Origin of the sequence: Legionella steelei (assembly GCF_001468005.1) — a bacterium.
GTDB classification, from domain to species: domain Bacteria; phylum Pseudomonadota; class Gammaproteobacteria; order Legionellales; family Legionellaceae; genus Legionella; species Legionella steelei.
On sequence record NZ_LNYY01000019.1, the window covers coordinates 568,603 to 588,802 of the forward strand.

The window sequence follows — 20,200 nt, forward strand, 5'->3', positions numbered from 1 at the left end:
ACTAAAAAATAGATTTGGATTTTAACTCAAATAAATGATCATATCGAGCTAACTCAATGATGCTGCAGTTGGGCCAGAGACCCAACTGAGAATATATCATGAGCATATTAAGCACACAGATTTCTGAGAACATATTGTAGAATACCACCATTTTTATAGTATTCTAGTTCGTCCGCAGTATCGATGCGACATAATGCATTAATCTGCTCAACTTTGCCATTGGCTCGTTCAATAGTTACTGGAACCATTGAACCAGGTTTTAAAGAATCAGACACATCAATACTGATGCGCTCATCTCCTTGCAACTCCAATGTTTTACGCGTCATACCATCACAGAACTGTAATGGTAAAACCCCCATGCCAATCAAGTTTGAGCGGTGAATCCGTTCAAAACTTTCAGTGATTACTGCTTTGACCCCAAGTAAATTGGTGCCTTTTGCAGCCCAATCTCTTGATGAGCCTGTACCATATTCTTTACCCGCAATGATTACAAGATCATGGTGATTGTTTTGATAAAGCATTGCTGCATCATAAATAGGCATTACTTCGCCTGAAGGAATATAACGGGTGATACCGCCCTCTTGTCCCGGCGTCATTTCATTGCGAATACGGATATTAGCAAACGTACCTCGCATCATTACTTCATGGTTACCGCGACGAGAACCGTAGGAGTTAAACTCTTTTTCATCAACCCCTTTGGATTTTAAATACAAGCCAGCAGGGGAACTCGCTTTGATCGAGCCGGCTGGAGAGATATGATCCGTTGTAATTGAGTCACCAAATAAAGCAAGGACATATGCTTGTTTAATAGGCTTAATTGGATCAGGCTTAGTTTTTAAGTTGTCAAAAAAGGGTGGGTGCTGGATGTATGTTGAATGCGCATCCCATTCATAGGTTTTTCCACTGCTTGTTTTAATCGTTTGCCAGTGTTCGTCACCAAGGAATACTTCTGCATATTCTTTGCGGAACATACCACCAGTAACCTTAGAAACTTCAGCCGCAATTTCAGCATTTGATGGCCAAATATCTTTTAGGTATACGTCATTGCCTTTATTGTCTTTACCTATGGGCTCTTTGCTGAGATCAATAGTAGTAGTACCGCAAAGGGCATAGGCAACTACTAGTGGTGGTGATGCTAACCAATTTGCTCTGACTTGAGGATGTACACGTCCTTCAAAATTACGGTTTCCTGATAAAACAGCAGAAACAACAAGATCATTGTCACTAACGCTGTGCGAAATAGCATCAGGTAGTGGACCAGAGTTACCAATACACGTTGTACAACCATAACCCACTAAATTAAAACCTAATTGATCTAGATAAGTTTGTAATCCAGCTTGTTTGAGATAATCTGTGACGACTTTTGAGCCGGGGGCTAAAGAAGATTTAACCCAAGGTTTACGCTGTAACCCTTTTTCAATTGCTTTTTTAGCCACTAACCCGGCAGCCATAAGGACACTTGGATTAGATGTATTCGTACAACTGGTTATGGCAGCAATGACTACATTGCCGTGTTTCATTTGAAAATCATGATTTTTCACTGCAAAAGAAGTATTTTTTTCCTGTTCCTTTCCAGCTTCTTTAAGGAATGCATCAAATTCTGTAGGTAAAGTACTTAAAGTGACTTTATCCTGAGGTCGTTTAGGACCTGCCAATGAGGGGACTATAGTACTCAAATCGAGTTCTAAAGTATCAGTGAATACAGGATCTTCACTGTCCTTGTCATACCACATTCCTTGTGCTTTAGCATAAGCTTCAACCAAAGCAACAGTGTGTTTATCACGGCCAGTTAATTCAAGATAGCGAATTGTTTCTTTATCTACAGGGAAAAATCCACATGTAGCGCCATATTCGGGTGCCATATTAGAGATTGTGGCGCGATCAGCAAGAGGTAAATCACTTAAACCGGGTCCATAAAATTCAACAAACTTACCTACAACTCCTTTTTTTCTAAGCATTTGCGTTACTGTAAGCACCAGGTCAGTTGCTGTAATCCCTTCGTTCATTTTTCCATGCAATTTGAAGCCAATCACTTCAGGAATCAACATGGATACAGGTTGCCCTAACATTGCTGCTTCGGCCTCAATACCTCCCACACCCCATCCGAGCACACCTAAGCCATTTATCATGGTTGTATGGGAGTCTGTACCGACTAATGTATCGGGATAAGCATATAAAGCACCATTGTCACTGCTGCTCCATACGGTTTTTCCCAAGTACTCAAGATTTACCTGATGACAAATACCTGTTCCAGGAGGAACAACCTGGAAATTATCAAATGCTTTTTGACCCCAACGCAGAAACTCATAGCGCTCATTATTTCGCTTCATTTCAATTTCAGTATTTACAGCTAATGCGTCAGTGCTGGCAAATTTGTCGACCATAACTGAGTGATCGATCACCAAATCAACGGGTGATAAAGGCGCGATTTTATCAGGATTACCGCCCAATTGAGCGATTGCATTCCGCATGGCCGCTAAATCAACTACAGCAGGAACTCCAGTGAAGTCTTGCATCAATACGCGTGCGGGTCTAAACGCGATTTCATGTTGTGATGTTTTATCATGCAGCCAATCAGCAATAGCCTTAATATCTTTGGTGGTTACTGTGTTATCGTCTTCAAAACGTAATAAATTTTCAAGAAGAACTTTGAGGGAATATGGAAGGCGGCTGATTCCTTTAAATTTTTTTTGTTCGACTTCTTTAAGACTGAAATAATGATAAGTTTTCCCATCTACGTGCAATTGAGATTTTGTCGATAAGCTGTCACGACCTACTTTCATAAGGAACTCCTGAAATCAAAAACTGAATGATAGCTCAATTTTAAGAAAATTCCATGAGTTCTGATTAAATTAGGTCAGAACTTTTTACATTGCCACAAGGGGGAAGGCTCCTTCATTTCTTGGAACTTCATCAAAAGAGACTGCGGGGTCAATTAATTTCGCACCAGACTGAAAGATCATCTTTTCTTCCTGTTGTTTGGCTATCGGATCAAGTGGGCTTGGCGTCATCAAAGAGATCACTCCAGGGGCTAACATCGTAAGACCTATTGGAAATAAGATGGCGCTTAAGATCGGCATGTAAGGAAATGCAATGATTGATGCCAAAACAAGTATCGCTCCCAAAATAGTTGCGCCGAGTGACACATTATGTCGTATAGGCTCTTTGACCCGTTCAGTAATTCCTACTGCATAATAATCTCTGCTGTTAAAATAACTGCTGGTATAAGAATTTGTATAGCGTGGTTGAGATAAACAAGAGACAACTGTTTTAGCAAAACGAGCATATTGTTCTAATATTCTTTGTTTTTCATTAGGATCTGTAATATTTTTGAGCGCATTCTCAAAATCTTCGGTTCGCTGTGCTAAAAGAATAAGAAAAGCATATTTATCGTCCTCTGATATATGAGCCAATAACTGCTTAGCGTTTGCTATTGTTTGTAAAACAGATGCGTGTGTTTTTTTTTTAGTAAAAAAAGTCATGATGATGCTCTTAAAATATAAGTACAAACAAGGTTAGCATCCATTGTAAGTAAGGAAACAGAGGCTCTTGCTTGCCTTTACACTCAAGCAATATTAATTAACATGAACTTAATTGTCTTAGCATAAAGTTATCAATTGGTACGGATATTGCATTCAATAATCAAAAGTATTGGGAGTTAGAATGACCGACTTGAATGCACTATTAAACCTACCAGGGTTTGCTGACTTTTTCTCTAATAATTCGTCATGCGACAATCTCATAGATGGCGATATTTTGACAGGACCAGTAGAAAAAACTCAAAGTGGTATTCAAAATCCTTTACCAACAATCGATCTCAAAGATCCAAATGCGTTCATTTTATTGTTATCCCATGTTGTAGAAAAGATATCTAATTATCAGGAAGCAAATGAAGTTACAGGAGAACTTAATCAGTCTAGCTCAGAAATAGTTAATGCAGAAACAGAAGAGAGCGTGGAGGAAGATAGCGAGAAGCAAACTATCCATGAGATGGAAAATAATGTTGCTGTTTCTTGGATTAGCTCTCAATATTATCAGCAGGAAATTGAAAAAAATCGCGCCCCTGAACAGGAATATAATCCAATTGACCTGTTAAAGTGTCCAGAGCAAAATGAAGAAAAGCTGTTACCTACGTCAGTACAAATTAAAGAAAGTCAAATACAAGCTGATGAAACGATCTCAAGAAATGATGCTTTAATCGAAGAAATACAACAAATTGATGTACTTAAAAACATTGAAAAAGATATTCAGGAAAGTGATATACAAGCGTTAGAACAACAACCTGCTGTAGTCGAAGTTAGGAGCAGTTTACTGCAAGATACTGATCTGATTGTAAATTCAGAGTTGCCACAAATTATTACAAATACATTACTAAGCCCAGCAGAACCTATTGAAAACAGTAAAGATTTGAAAAACTCAGTGCCTTACAGTAAAAAAATGGAATTAATGACATCTAATATACACTTAGAATCCAAATTGAGCGATTTGGAAAGTCCTTTAGAGGAAAAAAATACAAATCAAACCATTTCATTTCAATCATTAGTAAATGAAAAGGAAAAAGCAGTGCCTCATCTTACATCTACTACTACGCTATCGTCTTTTGCAATCGAAAATACTGATGGGGCAAAATTACAACTGATGGGGCAAGTAGTAACAAATGAAGCGCGTGTTGATGTGTCTATGGAAGGTCGCACACCTATTTTAGATAATGTATCTCAAACGCTAATGATACCCATAGAAGTCGATAAACCCGAATGGTCGAAACAATTTTCTGATCAGATTATTTGGCTTGGTCAGCAAGACGTTAAAAGTGCCGTAATTAAAATAAATCCTGAGTATTTGGGGCCACTAGAGATCAACATTAAAGTGACAAATGATACTGCTTCAATAAATATAGTAACGCATAACCATCATGTGCGAGACATCATTGACCAATCGTTACCAAGATTACAGGCGATGATGGCTGATCAAGGTTTAAATTTGTCTGAAGTACAGATTGATTCTGATGCCAACCCACGACGGTTTTCTCAGCAAAATGATAGTACACAAGAACAACTCACTCAAACTTTTGAAGATGAAATTGGAGTAACTCCCTTGAAGAATAAAGGGAAAATGAAAGGGTTGGTTGATTATTTTGCTTAAGAGCAGCGACTTTATGTGTGATTTTTGTTCAAATTGGTATGGCAGTACAGCAATGCTGTAGGCGAAGCCGTAACCCGGGTTTCGGTGCGCTGCACCCAGGCTTACAATGCAAAAATGAAATCACTCCTCCTCAGCTATCGACAAATTCTTCTACAACGAATCACATGGCCACTCCAGCGATCAATCAGACAGCTTTTGCGACATCCGTGACCTACATATCTCCATGGTGTCCAAAACACGCTTCGATGATGACGATGATAGTAATATGGTGGTGGTTCATAATAGCCACCAGAATGATATCCAATAAAATAAGCAAGTTGCTGACCCGGTAATTGTGAAGGTGATGTATCTGCTTTAACTATGCTACTGTAGAAAAAACCTATAAGTATTATCAAAGACAAAAAAAGACGCGAGATATTTTTGTAACTTCGGATGCTAACTTTTTCCATGATGCAATCCCTCTTGATGTTGTTACATTAAGAATTATAGATTATAAATAGACTCTAATATTCACGAACAATTTGGAGATTTAATTTATGAAGGAAAAAATAATTTTAATTACAGGTTGTTCTACCGGTATTGGCTTTGATGCAGTTTTTGCTCTGAAGAAAAGAGGACATAGAGTTATTGGGTCTTGTAGAAAACAGGAGGATGTCCAAAAATTATTGGATATGGGCGTAGAGGCAGTTCAACTGGATGTTTCTGATTCTGCTTCAATTCAACGTGCATTTACTGAGGTTATGGCTAAAACAGAAGGTCGTTTAGACGTGCTGATCAATAATGCTGGATATGGTCAGGCAGGAGCTTTAGAAGATATTTCGCGTGATGTATTACGTGCACAATTTGAAACGAACGTTTTTGGGTTAGTCGAGCTAACCAATCTTGCTATTCCAGTCATGAGAAAGCAAGGCGCTGGTCGTCTTATTAATCTTAGTTCGATCTTGGGTATTATCAGTATGCCATTTCGCGGTGCCTATAATGCCTCAAAGTATGCCGTAGAGGGGATAAGTGATACGCTAAGGCTTGAATTGAAATCATCAGGTATTGACGTTATTACTATAGAGCCAGGGCCAATAGAAAGCCGTTTTCGAGATAATTGTGTTGATAACTCATTGAGTATGGTCGATATACAAAATAGCCAGTTCCGCAAACAATATGAACGGATGCTCACAACCTTTAAACAAAAGAAATCTGATTCAGTTTTTACCCGGAAAACTGATGCGGTAATTGATAAATTCATTCATGCAATTGAATCCAAAAGACCAAAGGTCAAATATCCAGTAACTTTTCCTGCCCATCTTATGATTTCTTTAAAATGGCTTTTAAGTGCAAGAATGTTGGATAGGTTTTTTTTATTGGTTTCGAAAAAAGAGCTGTCATAATTTTATATACTAAATTTACTGTCTTACTCGCGATAAAATGTATGAAAATAAAAATTTTTTTTAAAAAAAGAAGAAAAACTCCAATTTCTTTGCTAATATCTAATTGGGTTAAAAATCATTAACTATCAAGGAAGTAAAATTATGAAAAAATCAACAATAGCTGTAGCTGCTCTATTAACTGTATTAGCAGCTCCTGTAGTTTCAGTTGCTTATGCAGATGACGCATCTACTACTGCTCCTACAAGTACTTGCAAAGGTTGCAAGGGCTGCAAAGGTTGCGCTGGCTGTAAAGGTTGTAAAGGTTGCAAAGGCTGCAAAGGTTGCTCTGGTGAGTAATCTGTAGTCTTTATTTTTTAAAAGAGGTAGTTTCTACTACCTCTTCTTTTTTCTTCAAGAAGTAAAAAATATGATTACCCATCCAGATTTTACCTTGCCCAAACTAAGTAAGTGGCATAAAGGCATTTATTTGAATTACGCCAAACAAGTTTTAGAATCGCAACAACTAATGACAACAAACAAGGGTAAAAACATTCTTCATTATGCTTTAAAGAAGAAACGTCGTTTTGAACATATGAGCCACTATCCGCCTGGTGATCGCATAGACCACACAACTGGGGCTCAATATTTTTATCACTGCCATAGAGAAAATTACGAAAGCACAGAGCATGGTCATTTTCATTGTTTTTTACGCTATAAATATATACCTAAAAGGATTAAACCCGCACCTTTAGCTGATTGGGATAGGTATATCGATAATCCCATGACTCATCTAATTGCCATTGGCATGAATCAACTAGGACAACCCATACGCCTGTTTACTGTTAATCGTTGGGTAACCTCCGAAATTTGGTACAATGCTGAAGAGAGTGCACGCCTTTTGAAATACTATAAAATAACCTTAATTGATGATCCTTATTGGCAAGTGTTGGATAAATGGGTAGAGGGGGTACTTCAGCTATTTAAACCGCAGATTTTATGGTTGCATCAACAGCGTGATAAAAAAATGCAACAACATCAATCTGTTAGCTCAGTTGACAATCCCTATATGGATTACGAACTTGAAGAGCTCTCCGAAATTTCAATTGATTTAAAAGATCAAATAGAATGGATTATTCGTTAGCTCATCCTTTATTTTGATGTCCAGCCCCACAAAAAGTTGCGAAGTGGGGTTTATGTAAAAATGTTGATTAAACCATTCGCAATGCGTCACAGTTATTTCGATAAAACCCGGAAGGCTATTATCTTTCTTCAAAAAATTTAGCTTCACTTTAACAGTCCTATCGCACTTCGGAAGAAGGGGAACAACATCAAACTGACACAAGAAAGGGGATATAATACTGTGTTATAAAAAATTAGCGCCTGTTTTGCTCCCTTAATTGAACACTTACAAGAAAGGTAAGTTGCCTTCAGATAAAAACTCAAAGTTATTGAAAAACTCTTCCTCAAGAAACTCTTTCTCAATTAAAAAATCAAAATAATTTAGCTGTACTATAATTTACATGCGAAATGATAAATTATTGGAGTATTTGCATGTCATCCCACGCTAAAAATAGGACTCAAGATGAAATTGATTCTATACATCAATATTATATGGAAATTATCAATTCAATGCCCAATATTGTGTACTGGATAGATACTGAATGTAATCTAAAAGGATGTAATAACAATTTCGTTGAACTGCTCGGCGTCAACACAATCAATGATTTAAAGGGGTCGCCATACCAACAAATGGAGGAATTTGCACACTGGGATAAAGAGCGGATAGAGACGTTAAAATTAGATGATATGAAAGTAATTTTTTCAGGAGTCCCCCAGCATCATGTGGAAGAACAACCAATTAAAGATAATTCTGGAAAGCTTTTCTATTTTCAATCATCGCGAATACCAATGTATGATCGTAATAAACAAATAATTGGATTAATTGTTATTTTAAACAATATTACTTTAAATAAAGAAATTGAAACCCATGCCGATGCGTTACAAGAAAATAAACAAACAACGAAGAGTTTATTAAATGAGGGGTATTTGCCTACTGTGCTCATGGTGGAAGATAATATAATTGCACAAAATGTTGAAAAGGCATTATTAACCGCATTACATTGTCATGTTGATATAGCCGATTCTGCCGACAGTGCAATAAAATTATTTCAACCAGGAAAATACGATTTAGTTCTGATGGATATTGGGCTGGAAGATTCCTCAGGCTATGTCGTTGCAAAGCAGTTGCGTCAAAAAGAAAAAAATACAGATCATCATGTCCCCATTATTGCTTTGACTGGTTTTGAAGCAGATGTAGTCAAATACGATTGCCAACACTATTTTATGGAAGGGGCAATCAGTAAGCCCTTAACCTGCGAACAAGCAGAACAAATTATTAAACATTATGTTTATCATATGGATGTTCCTATACGTGGTTTAAAGACAACTTAATATATTATTGCTATCATAGTATTTTTTTTAAGAACTCCTTTTATGAGTAGCCACTTAGCTGAAAATAATCGTATCTTATCCTTGGATGTTTTTCGCGGCCTAACGATGGCATTAATGGTATTAGTCAATAGCCTGGGAACGCGAGTTTCTTACCCCATATTAACGCATGCTGAGTGGAATGGATGTAGTTTAGCTGACTTGGTGTTCCCTGGATTCCTGTTTATTGTAGGAATCACAACCGTCATCAGTTTGAAAAAACATAAGGACATGGAGAGTAAAGCACAACTTTACAGAAGTATTTTAACACGTACTTTTCTGTTAATTTTCTTTGGATTACTTTTGAATGTTTTTCCAAATAAGCTGAATTTATCAACCATAAGATACTATGGAATTTTACAACGTATTGGTGTGTGCTATTTCATTTGTTCTCTGCTCTATCTTCATACCTCCGTTCGAGCACAAATTCTTACCTTTTTGGGTATTCTTATTGGTTATTGGTTTTTACTAACACAAATTCCAGTCCCTGGTGCTGAAGCTGATCCGTTAAGTATTGCAAAAAACTGGGTGGCTTATATTGATAGTCAAATATTCTCCTCAGGGCATTTATTTAATAAAACATACGACCCAGAAGGTTTTTTAAGTACCATCCCGGCCATTGCTACAACTATTTCTGGGCTTTTGACAGGACATTTTTTATTGACACCAATCAGTAAACAAAAGAAAAGTGCGATTTTAATCGCAATGGGTTTGCTTTTTCTTTTATTGGCTTGGATATGGAGTTATAACTTTCCAATTAATAAGAATTTATGGACAAGTACTTTTGTTTTATGGAGTAGTGGTTTTTCACTTATAGTTTTTGGCTTATGTTTTTTTGTTATTGATGTGTTAGGTTATAAAAAATGGTCAATACCATTTAAGATTTTTGGCATGAATGCACTATTTATTTTTATTTTCCATGCTATTTTACTGAAAATACAGTCCATGTTTGTTCTTCCCTTGCCTGATGGATCTCAAGATGTTGTGCGAGTAGCGATTGCAGAATATTTATTTGGAAATTTTAGTCTAGAAAATGCAGGCTTATTTTATTCCATATTGTTTCTTTTGTTTAATTTCTTGGTTGCTGCTTTTTTATACCGACGAAAAATATTTATAAAAATATAGATAACTCAAAGGAATAATCAGCTATGTATGCTCCTTGTTCTTGGACGTACATATTGTTCATCCTTGGGGAATTCGTTATAATATTTGGTTAGATTGAACTATCTGTAGTTAATGGAGTCGTTTCCGATGCCAATTTATGAATACCAATGTACGAGTTGCCATCATCACTTTGACTTAATGCAAAAAATTAGTGATGAGCCTGTTAAACAATGCCCTGTATGCTATAAGGATACAGTGGTCAAACTTATCTCTGCTGCTGGCTTTCAACTTAAAGGCACTGGTTGGTATGCGACTGATTTTAAAAACAAAAGTAGTAGTAAATCTACAGAAACTACTAAAAGTGGCGATGCGGCTGCTGTCGATAAGACAAAAGATACAACTTCATCAAAAACTACCAAAGACGGTGACAATAAATGAAAACAATGTCATTAAGAAGCTATTTACTTACTGGATTGGTGGTATGGTTACCCATACTCATTACCATAGGGGTATTGCGCTTTATTATTGACTTACTTGACAATACATTGGCTTTAATTCCTAAAGCGTACCAACCCGAACAGTTAATCGGGCATTATATTCCAGGTTTAGGCGTTGTTTTATCCCTTATTATTCTACTTGTTACTGGAATCATTGCTACCAATTATTTTGGACAACGATTAGTGGCATGGGGAGAATCCATTCTTTCTAAAATTCCCTTGGTTCGGTCAATTTATAAAACAGTGAAGCAAGTTATTAATGCCTTAATGTCAACAAACAGTGAGGCTTTTAGAAAAGTAGTTTTAATAGAATACCCACGTAAAGGATTATGGACTATCGCTTTTCAGACCGGGACGGCAAATTCAGGAATAAATAATAAAACGAAAGAAGAGTTGATCTCTGTCTTTGTACCAACTACTCCTAACCCCACTTCAGGTTTTCTTATGATGCTTCCTAGAAATGATGTTATTGAGTTAGATATGAGTATTGATGAAGCATTAAAATTTATAATTTCTTTAGGAGTAATGCCACCGATGTCTGAGGTAGCATTAGCAAACAATTTGTAAAAATTTAAATAGGCGGTTTTATATGCGTACACACTACTGTTTGGGCGTCGATGAGTCAAGTTTAGGTAAAGAAGTTATTGTATGTGGTTGGGTACATAATCGTCGAGATCATGGTGGTGTCATATTTCTTGATATACGTGATAGCTCTGGCATCTTACAAGTAGTATATGAACCAGAAGATAAAGCCTCTTTTTCTGACGCAGAAAAATTACGCTCTGAGTTTGTTGTTAAAATCACTGGTGTTGTACGTAAACGACCTGATGGGATGATTAATCCAGCGATGGCTACTGGTACAGTTGAGGTAATTGGTACCGCGCTAGAAATTCTTAATCAATCACCTACACCACCATTTTTACCTGATGATTTCCAAGTTGTGAATGAAGATCTACGTTATAAATATCGCTATATTGATTTGCGTCGCCCATCAATGAAGCACAAACTGACACTAAGACATCAGTTAAATAGCTGTATACGTACTTATCTCAATCAGCAAGACTTTCTTGATATTGAAACACCAATGCTGACCAAAGCAACCCCTGAGGGCGCACGTGATTATTTGGTGCCTTCTCGAGTTCATCCTGGATCATTTTATGCATTGCCTCAATCACCACAACTTTTTAAACAGTTACTTATGGTTGCTGGTTTTGACAAATATTACCAAATTGTTCGTTGTTTTCGTGATGAAGATTTACGCGCCGATAGACAACCTGAATTTACACAGCTTGATATAGAGATGTCTTTCATTGATGAAGAAAGCATACTCAATCTCATCGAAGGCTTATTAAAAACAGTATTCAAACAAATTCTTAATGTGGATTTACCTGAAAAATTACGCAGAATGTCTTATGCTGAAGCCATGCAGCGCTTTGGTAGTGATAAGCCCGATTTACGCAATCCGTTAGAGCTTATTGATGTAGCTGACATCGTTAAAGAATGTGATTTTAAAGTATTTTCTACAGCTGCAAATGATTCAGAATCCAGAGTCATTGCATTACGACTTCCTGGTGGTTGTGACCTGAGCCGAAAAGATTTAGATGATTATGGTCGTTTTGTTGGGATTTATGGTGCGAAGGGGCTAGCTTACATCAAAGTAAATAACCTAGATGAAGGAATGCCCGGTTTGCAATCACCCATTTTAAAGTTTCTCTCTGAAGAGGCCGTGCAGGCAATTTTACAACGCACGGAAGCTAAAACAGGCGATGTTATTTTCTTTGGTGCGGATAGAAACCATATTGTTAATGAAGCAATGGGGGCATTAAGAATAAAGCTTGGTCATGATAGAAAACTACTTAAAGATGGATGGGAATTATTATGGGTTGTTGATTGGCCTATGTTTGAAATGGATTATGAGACCAATAAATTAAATCCGATGCATCATCCATTTACGTCACCCAAAGATTTATCTCCCGAGCACTTACGTGCTAAGCCCACGCAAACATTAGCCAAGGCTTATGATATCGTCATTAACGGCTTTGAAATTGGCGGGGGATCCATACGTATTCATCAATCCGATTTACAAAAAACGGTTTTTGAGTTGCTTGGAATTAATGAGCAAGAAGCTCAGGAAAAGTTTGGCTTTTTATTGGATGCCTTACAATACGGAGCACCCCCGCATGGTGGTATTGCTCTTGGCATCGATCGCCTAGCTATGTTACTTACAGATTCGACGTCAATTAGAGATGTCATAGCTTTTCCTAAAACTCAAACAGCATCGTGCCTATTAACGAACGCGCCATCGCCTACGGGTAACGCGCAATTAACTGAATTAGGAATAAGACTTGCTCCAACTACACAGACTAAATAATGTACTAAGTAGAGGCCTCGCGAACCTCGTAAGAAAATTAATCCCTGCACAGGCAGGGATCTCTCCTCCAGTTGATGTAGAAATTAATTTGGAAGAGGATCTTTGTACGCGCAGAAATAATTTTTTGCTAGGAAAAATAAAATTATTAACTGAAAATCAAAGATATTTGAGTTTTTTCTTTTTCTTATTTTTTTGTTCCTCCATAGTCGTAGCTGCACCGGCAAAGAAATCAGTCACGTTTACTGAATATTTAACCCAAGAAAAAGCTCATTTAACCGCATCAATTCAAGAAACAAAACAGCCAATAATGCTTCAAAGTGAGAAGGAGTTTGACACTAAAATGAAACAAGTGTCGGCAATACTCTCAATGAGCCGTGTGAAGATTGACAGTTTAGAAGGTTTTCTTGAACATCAATATAAAGAGCAAGATAATTTAAATCAACGTTTAAAGCATCTTCAACAGATGCCCATTGCCAAGGAAAATACATCGATTCCTGAGCGCGTAGAAAAAGTAGAAAATCTGCTTAATATCAACAAGCAAACGACTCAACTTATCGTTGAAAACTTAAAACTTGCTAAAGAATTTCAAACATCACTTAATGATGAAATAAAAAATTTGGAATTATGGCATTCGAATTTTGTACTTGAACAAAAACTAGTACAAATTAAATCATTAAAAGAACAACTTAATAAACGTTTAGCCGCGCTTTATGAAAGTAATACCCCCAAACAGCCCAATAAAAGCCGTAAATCAGCGAAACCATTATCGTCAGCAGATTATGAGGCAATGCTACTGATTAACAATCAAAATATTGCAGCAATTCAAAATCATTTAAATGCCTTAAATATTCAGAGAACCGTAGTAAAAGCGGATATTATTTATCTTAAAAATCCAGATACCAAAAATCTACAATTGATCACAGATATTTATAAAGATGCATTAAATCAATACTCTAAAATTGAAAAAACAATACAACAAATAAGCATTTTTTTGAATAATGAAACCAAACTTGTTGGTACGCCTGATTTAAAAAAATCAATCCGCTCGTTACAAGATATCTTAACACGTCAACTTAAAGAGACGAACGCCCAAAAACAGTTGCTCACTAAGAATTTGTCTGACTATCAGGCTCAGCTCAAGAAATTAATGTCTGTGCGACAAACGCTTGCTGATTACAGTATCAGCAGCTGGCCGATTATTCTTAATAAGATAGCAGCTATTCCTGGTTTATTTTATAAATATATTAAAACCCTGAGTTTAAAAGTTTACGACAGCTATTTATGGTTAAACGCTTTATCCATGGTGCTCTTATGGGGTGGGTTTGTCTTTATTGCAGGCTTTTTCTTCATGATAAGCCGTTTCCTAAGAACGCTGCGTCAAGATAAAGAACGCTCTCGCTTAACAGGCTACCTATACGATGGTTTTTTGGTTTTAATACAAAGAAACATGCCTTATTTTTGTATCGTTTCGATGCTATGGGCATTGCTTTATGTAACTCATATTTCCTTTGCTAATTATCAGTTACTGTTAAAATTAATTGCAGTGTGGTTTACCTTTAGGATTTTAATTTTAATAGGTCGCCTAGTATTATTAGAGCGAATCACCGATTCATCCGGTAAAGATGTCAAACTTTATTATCGTTTAAAATGGCTGTTACTTTTTGGTGGATGGACAACTGCCTTGATGACTTTAAGTCATTCATTACCATTATCCATACTGCTACAAGACATTTTTAACCGTTTATTTATGCTCTTTATTTTGACTGTATCCTTAGTAATATGGAAAAGTAAGGATGTCATTCCTTACCTTCTTCGTCCTTTATTAAAAAGTCAAAAGAGATATGTTAAAAATGCTATTTCTTTATTAGTTCTTCTAGTACCTATAACGTTATTCACCACTGCTGTAATTGGATTATTTGGATTCATTAATTTAGCATGGAATATGAGTCAGTATCAGGCTTATGCTCTGCTTGTGCTTGTTGGATACATACTAGTAAGAGGTTTGATATTCGATGCTTTAGAGTTGTTTTCTGAACTAATGATTTCTTCATTGCGTAACGGATGGCTATGGATAGAGGTTTTTTTAAAGCCATTGGATAAAATTCTGCGCATCTTATTACTTGTTGCAAGCATATTAGTTCTATTCCAGTTGTTTGGCTGGCATTCTGACTCATTGGTAATGGTTAGCCTAGGTATTTTTGCGCAATATACCATTGTGAATATCCCCGGAATCCATATTACGGTTACAAGTACGATAGGATTTTGTATTCTGCTTGCAACTTTTGTATGGGCATCTAAATGGACGCGCGAATTTTGTTATCGTTGGTTGTATAAAAATGCTAAAGATGCAGGAATAAGAAACAGTCTCTCCGTGTTTAGCCAATATGCGGTTGTTCTTTTAGGTGGTTTTGTTTCTTTACACGTATTGGGATTTGACTTCAGTGGTATGTCAATGATTATCGGGGGACTTGCCGTTGGTATGGGATTTGGTTTGCGTGATTTTGCCAGCAACGTTGTTGGCGGCCTGATGCTACTTGTTGAAAGACCCGTACGAGAGGGGGATTTAGTAACTGTAGGTGAGCATGAAGGGCGTGTTTCCCATATAGGCATTCGGTCTATGAGAGTTTCTTCTTGGGACAATATGGAAGTATTGATTCCTAATGCAGAAACCTTTAATAAACCTTTTACTAACTGGACACATCAGGACGGTATTGTCAGAACAGTGATACCTATAAAAGTCAGTCGCTCTGATGATCCGGCAATGATCCAGCAACTAATACAAGATATTTTAGCTACGACCCCTGAGATTGTTGGTGATCCACCTGCTCAAGTGTTCCTTAAGAAAATTGATGAAGCCTTACTAGAGTTTGAGGTTCGATATTTTATTAACGTTCAGATACACACACGCATTGAAGTACAATCTAAAGTATTGTTTGCGATTATGACTCAATTTAAAGCAGCAAATATTAAACCCCCTATAGAGCCAATTTCCATTGAAATTAAAGAGGGACAAGGTGAACTCATTGCTAAAAAACAGACCACCGAATAGTGAAGCTGAATTACTTGCGCGTTGCTCCGATATTGCTGGTCTTAGTTTTGCGCAACTCGGTTTAAGTTTGAATTTGTCTATTCCTGATATACCTAGCCAGAGGAAAGGGTGGGTGGGGCAGGCAATTGAATTAGCTTTAGGTACTGATGCCCAAAATAAATCATTACCGGACTTTAAAAGCTTGGGTGTTGAACTGAAAACACTGCCACTTAATAAATCTGGTAAACCCACTGAGTCGACGTTCATTACCTCCATCCCATTACTTACAATTCATAAACAAGAATGGAAGACCTCACAATGTTACATGAAATTAAGTCGAGTTTTATGGATCCCAATAGAAGGTGATACGGACATTCCCTATCCACAAAGAAGAATTGGTCAGGGTTTTATATGGTCACCTGACCAATCACAAGAGCGCATTCTAAAGGCTGATTGGGACTATTTGTCCTTGCAAATTGGTACGGGGCATCTTGAAAGTCTAGATGCAAAAAAAGGAGAATATTTGCAAGTAAGACCGAAAGCCGCAAATGGAAAGTCTTTATGTGATGGATATGATATTCAGGGAAACAAAATCAAAACATTACCGCGCGGGTTCTATCTAAGAAGCAGCTTCACCGCAAAAATCCTATCATCACTAAATGGTTAACGTTAGCCCGAAAAACATCATAGACCTCCGGCCTTGATCCTGGTAAAAAAGGGTCGTGATCAATTTCATAAATCCCATCGAAAATGCACCACACGGGATAAAGTTTCCAAACCAAGCAACATACTGATCAGATGAATTTATAGCTTATAAGAAAAAATTAGACACTTATGGGCTATTATTCGTTTATCTATACGCTTCAGAAATGATTATCACACAAAGAGAAGAAACGCGAGGAGATAGATTAAAAAGCTCCGATCTTCATTGGCAAAAAACTGTTGAATGTCAATCTATTTGTGCTCCTTCCTTTACCACAGAAGAAATAAGTATTAACAAAATTTCCTAAGATATAGTGAAAAAAATGCAAGCTCATATATAGCCATTTTTATTTCGTCAAGATTCAGAATCAGCTCTCCATTAGGCTAAGCAGCTATTTTTAGCAGAATAAAATTTGAACATGACCCTTTTTACCAGGATCATGGCCTAAGGTCTAATAATCCCATGCATCGCGCTATGACTATAAAAATTTAAATAAATTCTTTACGAATCAAGTACTTTTGTTTAGGGTTAATTAGTTTCGTTCTGTATAAACGAATTTTTTAATAACCAATAGCATGGAGCATAATATGTTTTTGAACTATTCAAGACTTATTTATTTACTCACGGTGCTCATTTTTTCGGTTGCTCAGTCTTCCTGGGCTTTTAATACAAAAAATGGGAATATTTATGATACAAATGGTAATCAAATCAATATTGATGGTATTGCCTGGATAGGATTCCAAGACAGTAATTTTCTTGGCGGTTTATGGAATGTACCCTTTAATCCTATCGGTACTCAAAGTGGTGTAATCCAATTACTTACTTCACCATGGACAGTTCCGGGCTCGAATGTAACCAGTGCAGACAATGGCGTATCATTTAAAGCAATTCGTTTGCCCATACAACCTGGAATTTGGCACAATGCGCAAACAGTACAATCATCTCCATTTAATTTCTCTGTGACTGATGTGAATAATCAAGAAGCGGGAAATGGTCCTTTTTGTGATTGGAGTAAGGGCGCAGATGGTAGCGGGCATTGTACCCAAACCAAAACAGCCCCCGATTTATTAACGACAACAATTAATGAATTTAAAAAACAAAATATTCTTGTGATGCTTGATTTCCATCATCGTCCAGGACTTGGAGATAATTTCCGCGTTGGTACTGTGGTTGCTGCCGACTATACATTGCAAAATTATCACGATGATATTGCAAATTTTGTCAAAGGTGCACCCTCTAATATATTAGGTATCGACATTTACAATGAGCCGCATCAACTGTTCTGGTACCAAGATAATACGCAAACAACTCCAGTTCAGCCTGCATGGGTTAAGGTCATCGCTGCAGCTGCATCAGCAGTTTATGATTCCAAAGTGGATACTTTATTATTTGTAGAGGGACCAGGGGGTACTGAAGGAAATGACCCATATGATCCAGTCTTTAGTAATACAGCTACGATTTGTTTGCCTTCCTCCACTAAAATTGATGACTCAAATGTGGTTAGCCTTAGCAATGATTCAAGTCGTTGCCCAGCGAATATGTTACGAGTAACCAACATTGGATCAAACTGGGGTGAAAATTTCCGCTCATTGTTAGATACGAAACAATCGATCAATGGCGTGGCACGATTTGATGTCACTACATTTAGAAGCCAATTGGTACAAGCAATTAAAGCCAATAATTTCAGCAGCACTGATCCCAATGCAATTGCAGATTGGTTGCTTGGTGTGAACAATGATGGTAATGGTGGCCATCTCGTTTTTGCACCTCACTTGTATGGATCTCAAGTGGCTGGATGGCAATCTGATGCAAATGACAGTCCTATTCGATTTGATTGGAACTTTGGTTTCACATTGAATTCAGGCTTTCCCTTCGTAGTTGGTGAGTTAGGATATGATGTGCAAATGCCTGCAACAGGTGGGGAAGATTTTTTTGTTAAGTCAGTCGCACCCTATTTAATCAGCAAAAAAATAAACCATAATTTATTTTTCTGGACATTTAATAATGCCGATTATCCAGTAGGGTTACGAGAAAGCGATTCTGATTTCAGTCTTTTCCCATGGAAAGAACAAGATTTGCATAATCTTTTTAATGCAATAACTCCAGTTCAGCAGTTTGGCAAATTGTGTGTCACTGTTCCTACACCGACAGGATATACAGGAACACAACATCCTGTGATTAATGCAACAGCAGGAAATAATCACTATACATTTACTTTAACTGCTTTTGATACATCTACTTGCTTAGATAATGTGGCTACTGGAACTTATTCATTAACAGGTTCAACAATAACCAACAGCGACGGCATAACTTATGCTCCTTCACAAACTAATAGTGCGATTGTTACTCAAAACACAGAGACCGATGTTACGGTTAAATATGTGCAAGAGTCCACTGGAAACCTAAACATAAGTGTGGCGGGAGATAGTAATTGTCCTATTAGTCCAAGCCAGGTCTTCACAGTAACATATGCTTATGGGTCAAGTAGCAATAGTGTACAGGTTGTAGGAACTACACCTAAAAGTATTAGCTTACCTGTTGGTAACTATACAATCAGTGTTTCTCCTCTTCAGTTACCTTCCAATGCCCAATGTACTGCACGATTTAACAGTACTGTGAGTGTTACTGCAAACGCAACACAGCAAGAAACAATTCAATATAATTTTGTTGCTGCCAACAATTGTTCAGTGAAAGCACAATGTAGTACTTGGGGAACACCTCAAGACCCATGGGCTGGAAGTTCCTGCAACCTCTATATTACCACTAAATCTCCTATGACTAAGCCTGCAGTTTTAAGCATGGTGACGAAAGGGATTACTTCAATCACTGGGGTTTGGAATGCTACAGCAACTTTTACCAATGGTAATTTAACTATGACGCTAACTGATCCGGTATATGTACCTAACATCGGTTTCAATACCAACGGTATTATTAGCCTGCCTACACAAGCTACTTTAACAACAAATGGACAAACTTATACATGTCCTGTTAATCCTGCATAAATGAAAAAGGGCTCTTTAGAGCCCTTTTTCCTCTTAAAGCACTAAATCAGTAAGCCATAGTTAATATCTAAAAAGGTTCTGATTACTTAATCGCATTTTTAGTGAGTTATTGGGGCTGCCTGGATATCATGGACTTGGTTTTCCATGGCATTTTTAATTTAAAAAAACACTTTGTAACCTACATTTCGCACCTAATTTAGCAGTTTTTTGCAATTAAGTTTTGATAATTATTACGATAGTTAGTCTTGAGTACGATTCAGTACATGAATTACAGGGTGGCTCAAAGTTAATTTGACGATGCCGTGATAACAATTGACTTTTACTATGGAAAATCCAGGTATATTTGGATAAGATTATATCCGTGCACTTTAATCTTTTTTTTTAAAATCAATAGGTTAGTTTAGACCAATTCGATTAAAGTGCCCCCCTTAGATGGGGGAGAACAAATTAATTTTGCAAAAAAAAAGTTATTTTATTATCAATTTTAATAGGAAATGATACTACC

General features: G+C 37.0%; 15 protein-coding genes. 12 read left to right on the forward strand and 3 right to left on the reverse strand.

The genetic code is table 11. The annotated features are described in order from the left end of the window. Positions 1-107 precede the first annotated feature (107 nt). A complete protein-coding gene (gene acnA, locus Lste_RS06740; RefSeq protein WP_058510285.1) occupies positions 108-2,783 on the reverse strand; it encodes an aconitate hydratase AcnA in 2,676 nt (891 codons plus the stop codon). A gap of 84 nt (positions 2,784-2,867) precedes the next feature. Next, positions 2,868-3,482 (reverse strand): lpg1689 family Dot/Icm T4SS effector, encoded by a 615-nt coding sequence (locus Lste_RS06745; RefSeq protein ID WP_058510286.1) that lies wholly within the window; start codon positions 3,480-3,482, stop codon positions 2,868-2,870. 190 nt (positions 3,483-3,672) lie between these two features. Between Lste_RS06745 and Lste_RS06750 the strand changes: the two genes are divergently transcribed. Then, on the forward strand, positions 3,673-5,142 hold the full coding sequence (locus Lste_RS06750) for a flagellar hook-length control protein FliK (protein WP_162264135.1): 1,470 nt from the start codon (positions 3,673-3,675) through the stop codon (positions 5,140-5,142). A 134-nt stretch (positions 5,143-5,276) separates the two neighbouring features. Here Lste_RS06750 and Lste_RS18720 read toward each other — a convergent pair whose 3' ends face one another. After that, a complete protein-coding gene (locus Lste_RS18720) occupies positions 5,277-5,591 on the reverse strand; it encodes a hypothetical protein (RefSeq protein ID WP_083503925.1) in 315 nt (104 codons plus the stop codon). An 87-nt stretch (positions 5,592-5,678) separates the two neighbouring features. Between Lste_RS18720 and Lste_RS06755 the strand changes: the two genes are divergently transcribed. The 11 genes from Lste_RS06755 to Lste_RS06805 all read left to right on the forward strand — a co-directional run bounded on the left by Lste_RS06755 (position 5,679) and on the right by Lste_RS06805 (position 19,695). Then, positions 5,679-6,524 (forward strand): SDR family NAD(P)-dependent oxidoreductase, encoded by an 846-nt coding sequence (locus tag Lste_RS06755; RefSeq protein WP_058510288.1) that lies wholly within the window; start codon positions 5,679-5,681, stop codon positions 6,522-6,524. A gap of 141 nt (positions 6,525-6,665) precedes the next feature. After that, the gene (locus tag Lste_RS19570) at positions 6,666-6,860 is read left to right on the forward strand and encodes a hypothetical protein (protein WP_058510289.1); all 195 of its coding nucleotides are present in this window, start codon (positions 6,666-6,668) and stop codon (positions 6,858-6,860) included. A gap of 70 nt (positions 6,861-6,930) precedes the next feature. Continuing rightward, positions 6,931-7,644, forward strand: coding sequence for a DUF6969 family protein (locus tag Lste_RS06765; RefSeq protein ID WP_058510290.1), 714 nt, complete (start codon positions 6,931-6,933; stop codon positions 7,642-7,644). A gap of 410 nt (positions 7,645-8,054) precedes the next feature. Continuing rightward, a complete protein-coding gene (locus Lste_RS06770; RefSeq protein ID WP_058510291.1) occupies positions 8,055-8,954 on the forward strand; it encodes a response regulator in 900 nt (299 codons plus the stop codon). Between the two features lie 42 nt (positions 8,955-8,996). Beyond that, the gene (locus Lste_RS06775; protein ID WP_058510292.1) at positions 8,997-10,115 is read left to right on the forward strand and encodes an acyltransferase family protein; all 1,119 of its coding nucleotides are present in this window, start codon (positions 8,997-8,999) and stop codon (positions 10,113-10,115) included. Between the two features lie 126 nt (positions 10,116-10,241). Next, positions 10,242-10,532 carry an FmdB family zinc ribbon protein gene (locus Lste_RS06780; RefSeq protein WP_058510293.1) on the forward strand — a complete coding sequence of 97 codons (291 nt, stop codon included), beginning with the start codon at positions 10,242-10,244 and terminating at the stop codon, positions 10,530-10,532. Then, entirely contained in the window at positions 10,529-11,158 is a 630-nt protein-coding gene (locus tag Lste_RS06785; protein ID WP_058510294.1) for a DUF502 domain-containing protein, read from the forward strand. The genes Lste_RS06780 and Lste_RS06785 overlap by 4 nt, the downstream gene beginning before the upstream one ends. A gap of 22 nt (positions 11,159-11,180) precedes the next feature. After that, a complete protein-coding gene (aspS, locus tag Lste_RS06790) occupies positions 11,181-12,962 on the forward strand; it encodes an aspartate--tRNA ligase (RefSeq protein WP_058510295.1) in 1,782 nt (593 codons plus the stop codon). Further along, positions 12,937-16,011 carry a mechanosensitive ion channel domain-containing protein gene (locus Lste_RS06795; protein WP_058510296.1) on the forward strand — a complete coding sequence of 1,025 codons (3,075 nt, stop codon included), beginning with the start codon at positions 12,937-12,939 and terminating at the stop codon, positions 16,009-16,011. Before aspS ends, Lste_RS06795 begins: the two co-directional genes overlap by 26 nt. Next, on the forward strand, positions 15,977-16,657 hold the full coding sequence (mutH, locus tag Lste_RS06800; RefSeq protein ID WP_058510297.1) for a DNA mismatch repair endonuclease MutH: 681 nt from the start codon (positions 15,977-15,979) through the stop codon (positions 16,655-16,657). Before Lste_RS06795 ends, mutH begins: the two co-directional genes overlap by 35 nt. A gap of 623 nt (positions 16,658-17,280) precedes the next feature. Beyond that, positions 17,281-19,695 carry a cellulase family glycosylhydrolase gene (locus tag Lste_RS06805; protein WP_058510298.1) on the forward strand — a complete coding sequence of 805 codons (2,415 nt, stop codon included), beginning with the start codon at positions 17,281-17,283 and terminating at the stop codon, positions 19,693-19,695. The last annotated feature ends 505 nt before the right edge of the window (positions 19,696-20,200 follow it).

What these genes read in the sequence shown, in the direction of transcription:
- acnA (WP_058510285.1), bottom strand. Translation starts at nt 2,783, where the DNA reads ATGAAAGTAGGTCGTGACAGCTTATCGACAAAATCTCAATTGCACGTA.
- Lste_RS06745 (WP_058510286.1), bottom strand. Translation starts at nt 3,482, where the DNA reads ATGACTTTTTTTACTAAAAAAAAAACACACGCATCTGTTTTACAAACA.
- Lste_RS18720 (WP_083503925.1), bottom strand. Translation starts at nt 5,591, where the DNA reads ATGGAAAAAGTTAGCATCCGAAGTTACAAAAATATCTCGCGTCTTTTT.
- Lste_RS06755 (WP_058510288.1), top strand. Translation starts at nt 5,679, where the DNA reads ATGAAGGAAAAAATAATTTTAATTACAGGTTGTTCTACCGGTATTGGC.
- Lste_RS19570 (WP_058510289.1), top strand. Translation starts at nt 6,666, where the DNA reads ATGAAAAAATCAACAATAGCTGTAGCTGCTCTATTAACTGTATTAGCA.
- Lste_RS06765 (WP_058510290.1), top strand. Translation starts at nt 6,931, where the DNA reads ATGATTACCCATCCAGATTTTACCTTGCCCAAACTAAGTAAGTGGCAT.
- Lste_RS06770 (WP_058510291.1), top strand. Translation starts at nt 8,055, where the DNA reads ATGTCATCCCACGCTAAAAATAGGACTCAAGATGAAATTGATTCTATA.
- Lste_RS06775 (WP_058510292.1), top strand. Translation starts at nt 8,997, where the DNA reads ATGAGTAGCCACTTAGCTGAAAATAATCGTATCTTATCCTTGGATGTT.
- Lste_RS06780 (WP_058510293.1), top strand. Translation starts at nt 10,242, where the DNA reads ATGCCAATTTATGAATACCAATGTACGAGTTGCCATCATCACTTTGAC.
- Lste_RS06785 (WP_058510294.1), top strand. Translation starts at nt 10,529, where the DNA reads ATGAAAACAATGTCATTAAGAAGCTATTTACTTACTGGATTGGTGGTA.
- aspS (WP_058510295.1), top strand. Translation starts at nt 11,181, where the DNA reads ATGCGTACACACTACTGTTTGGGCGTCGATGAGTCAAGTTTAGGTAAA.
- Lste_RS06805 (WP_058510298.1), top strand. Translation starts at nt 17,281, where the DNA reads ATGTTTTTGAACTATTCAAGACTTATTTATTTACTCACGGTGCTCATT.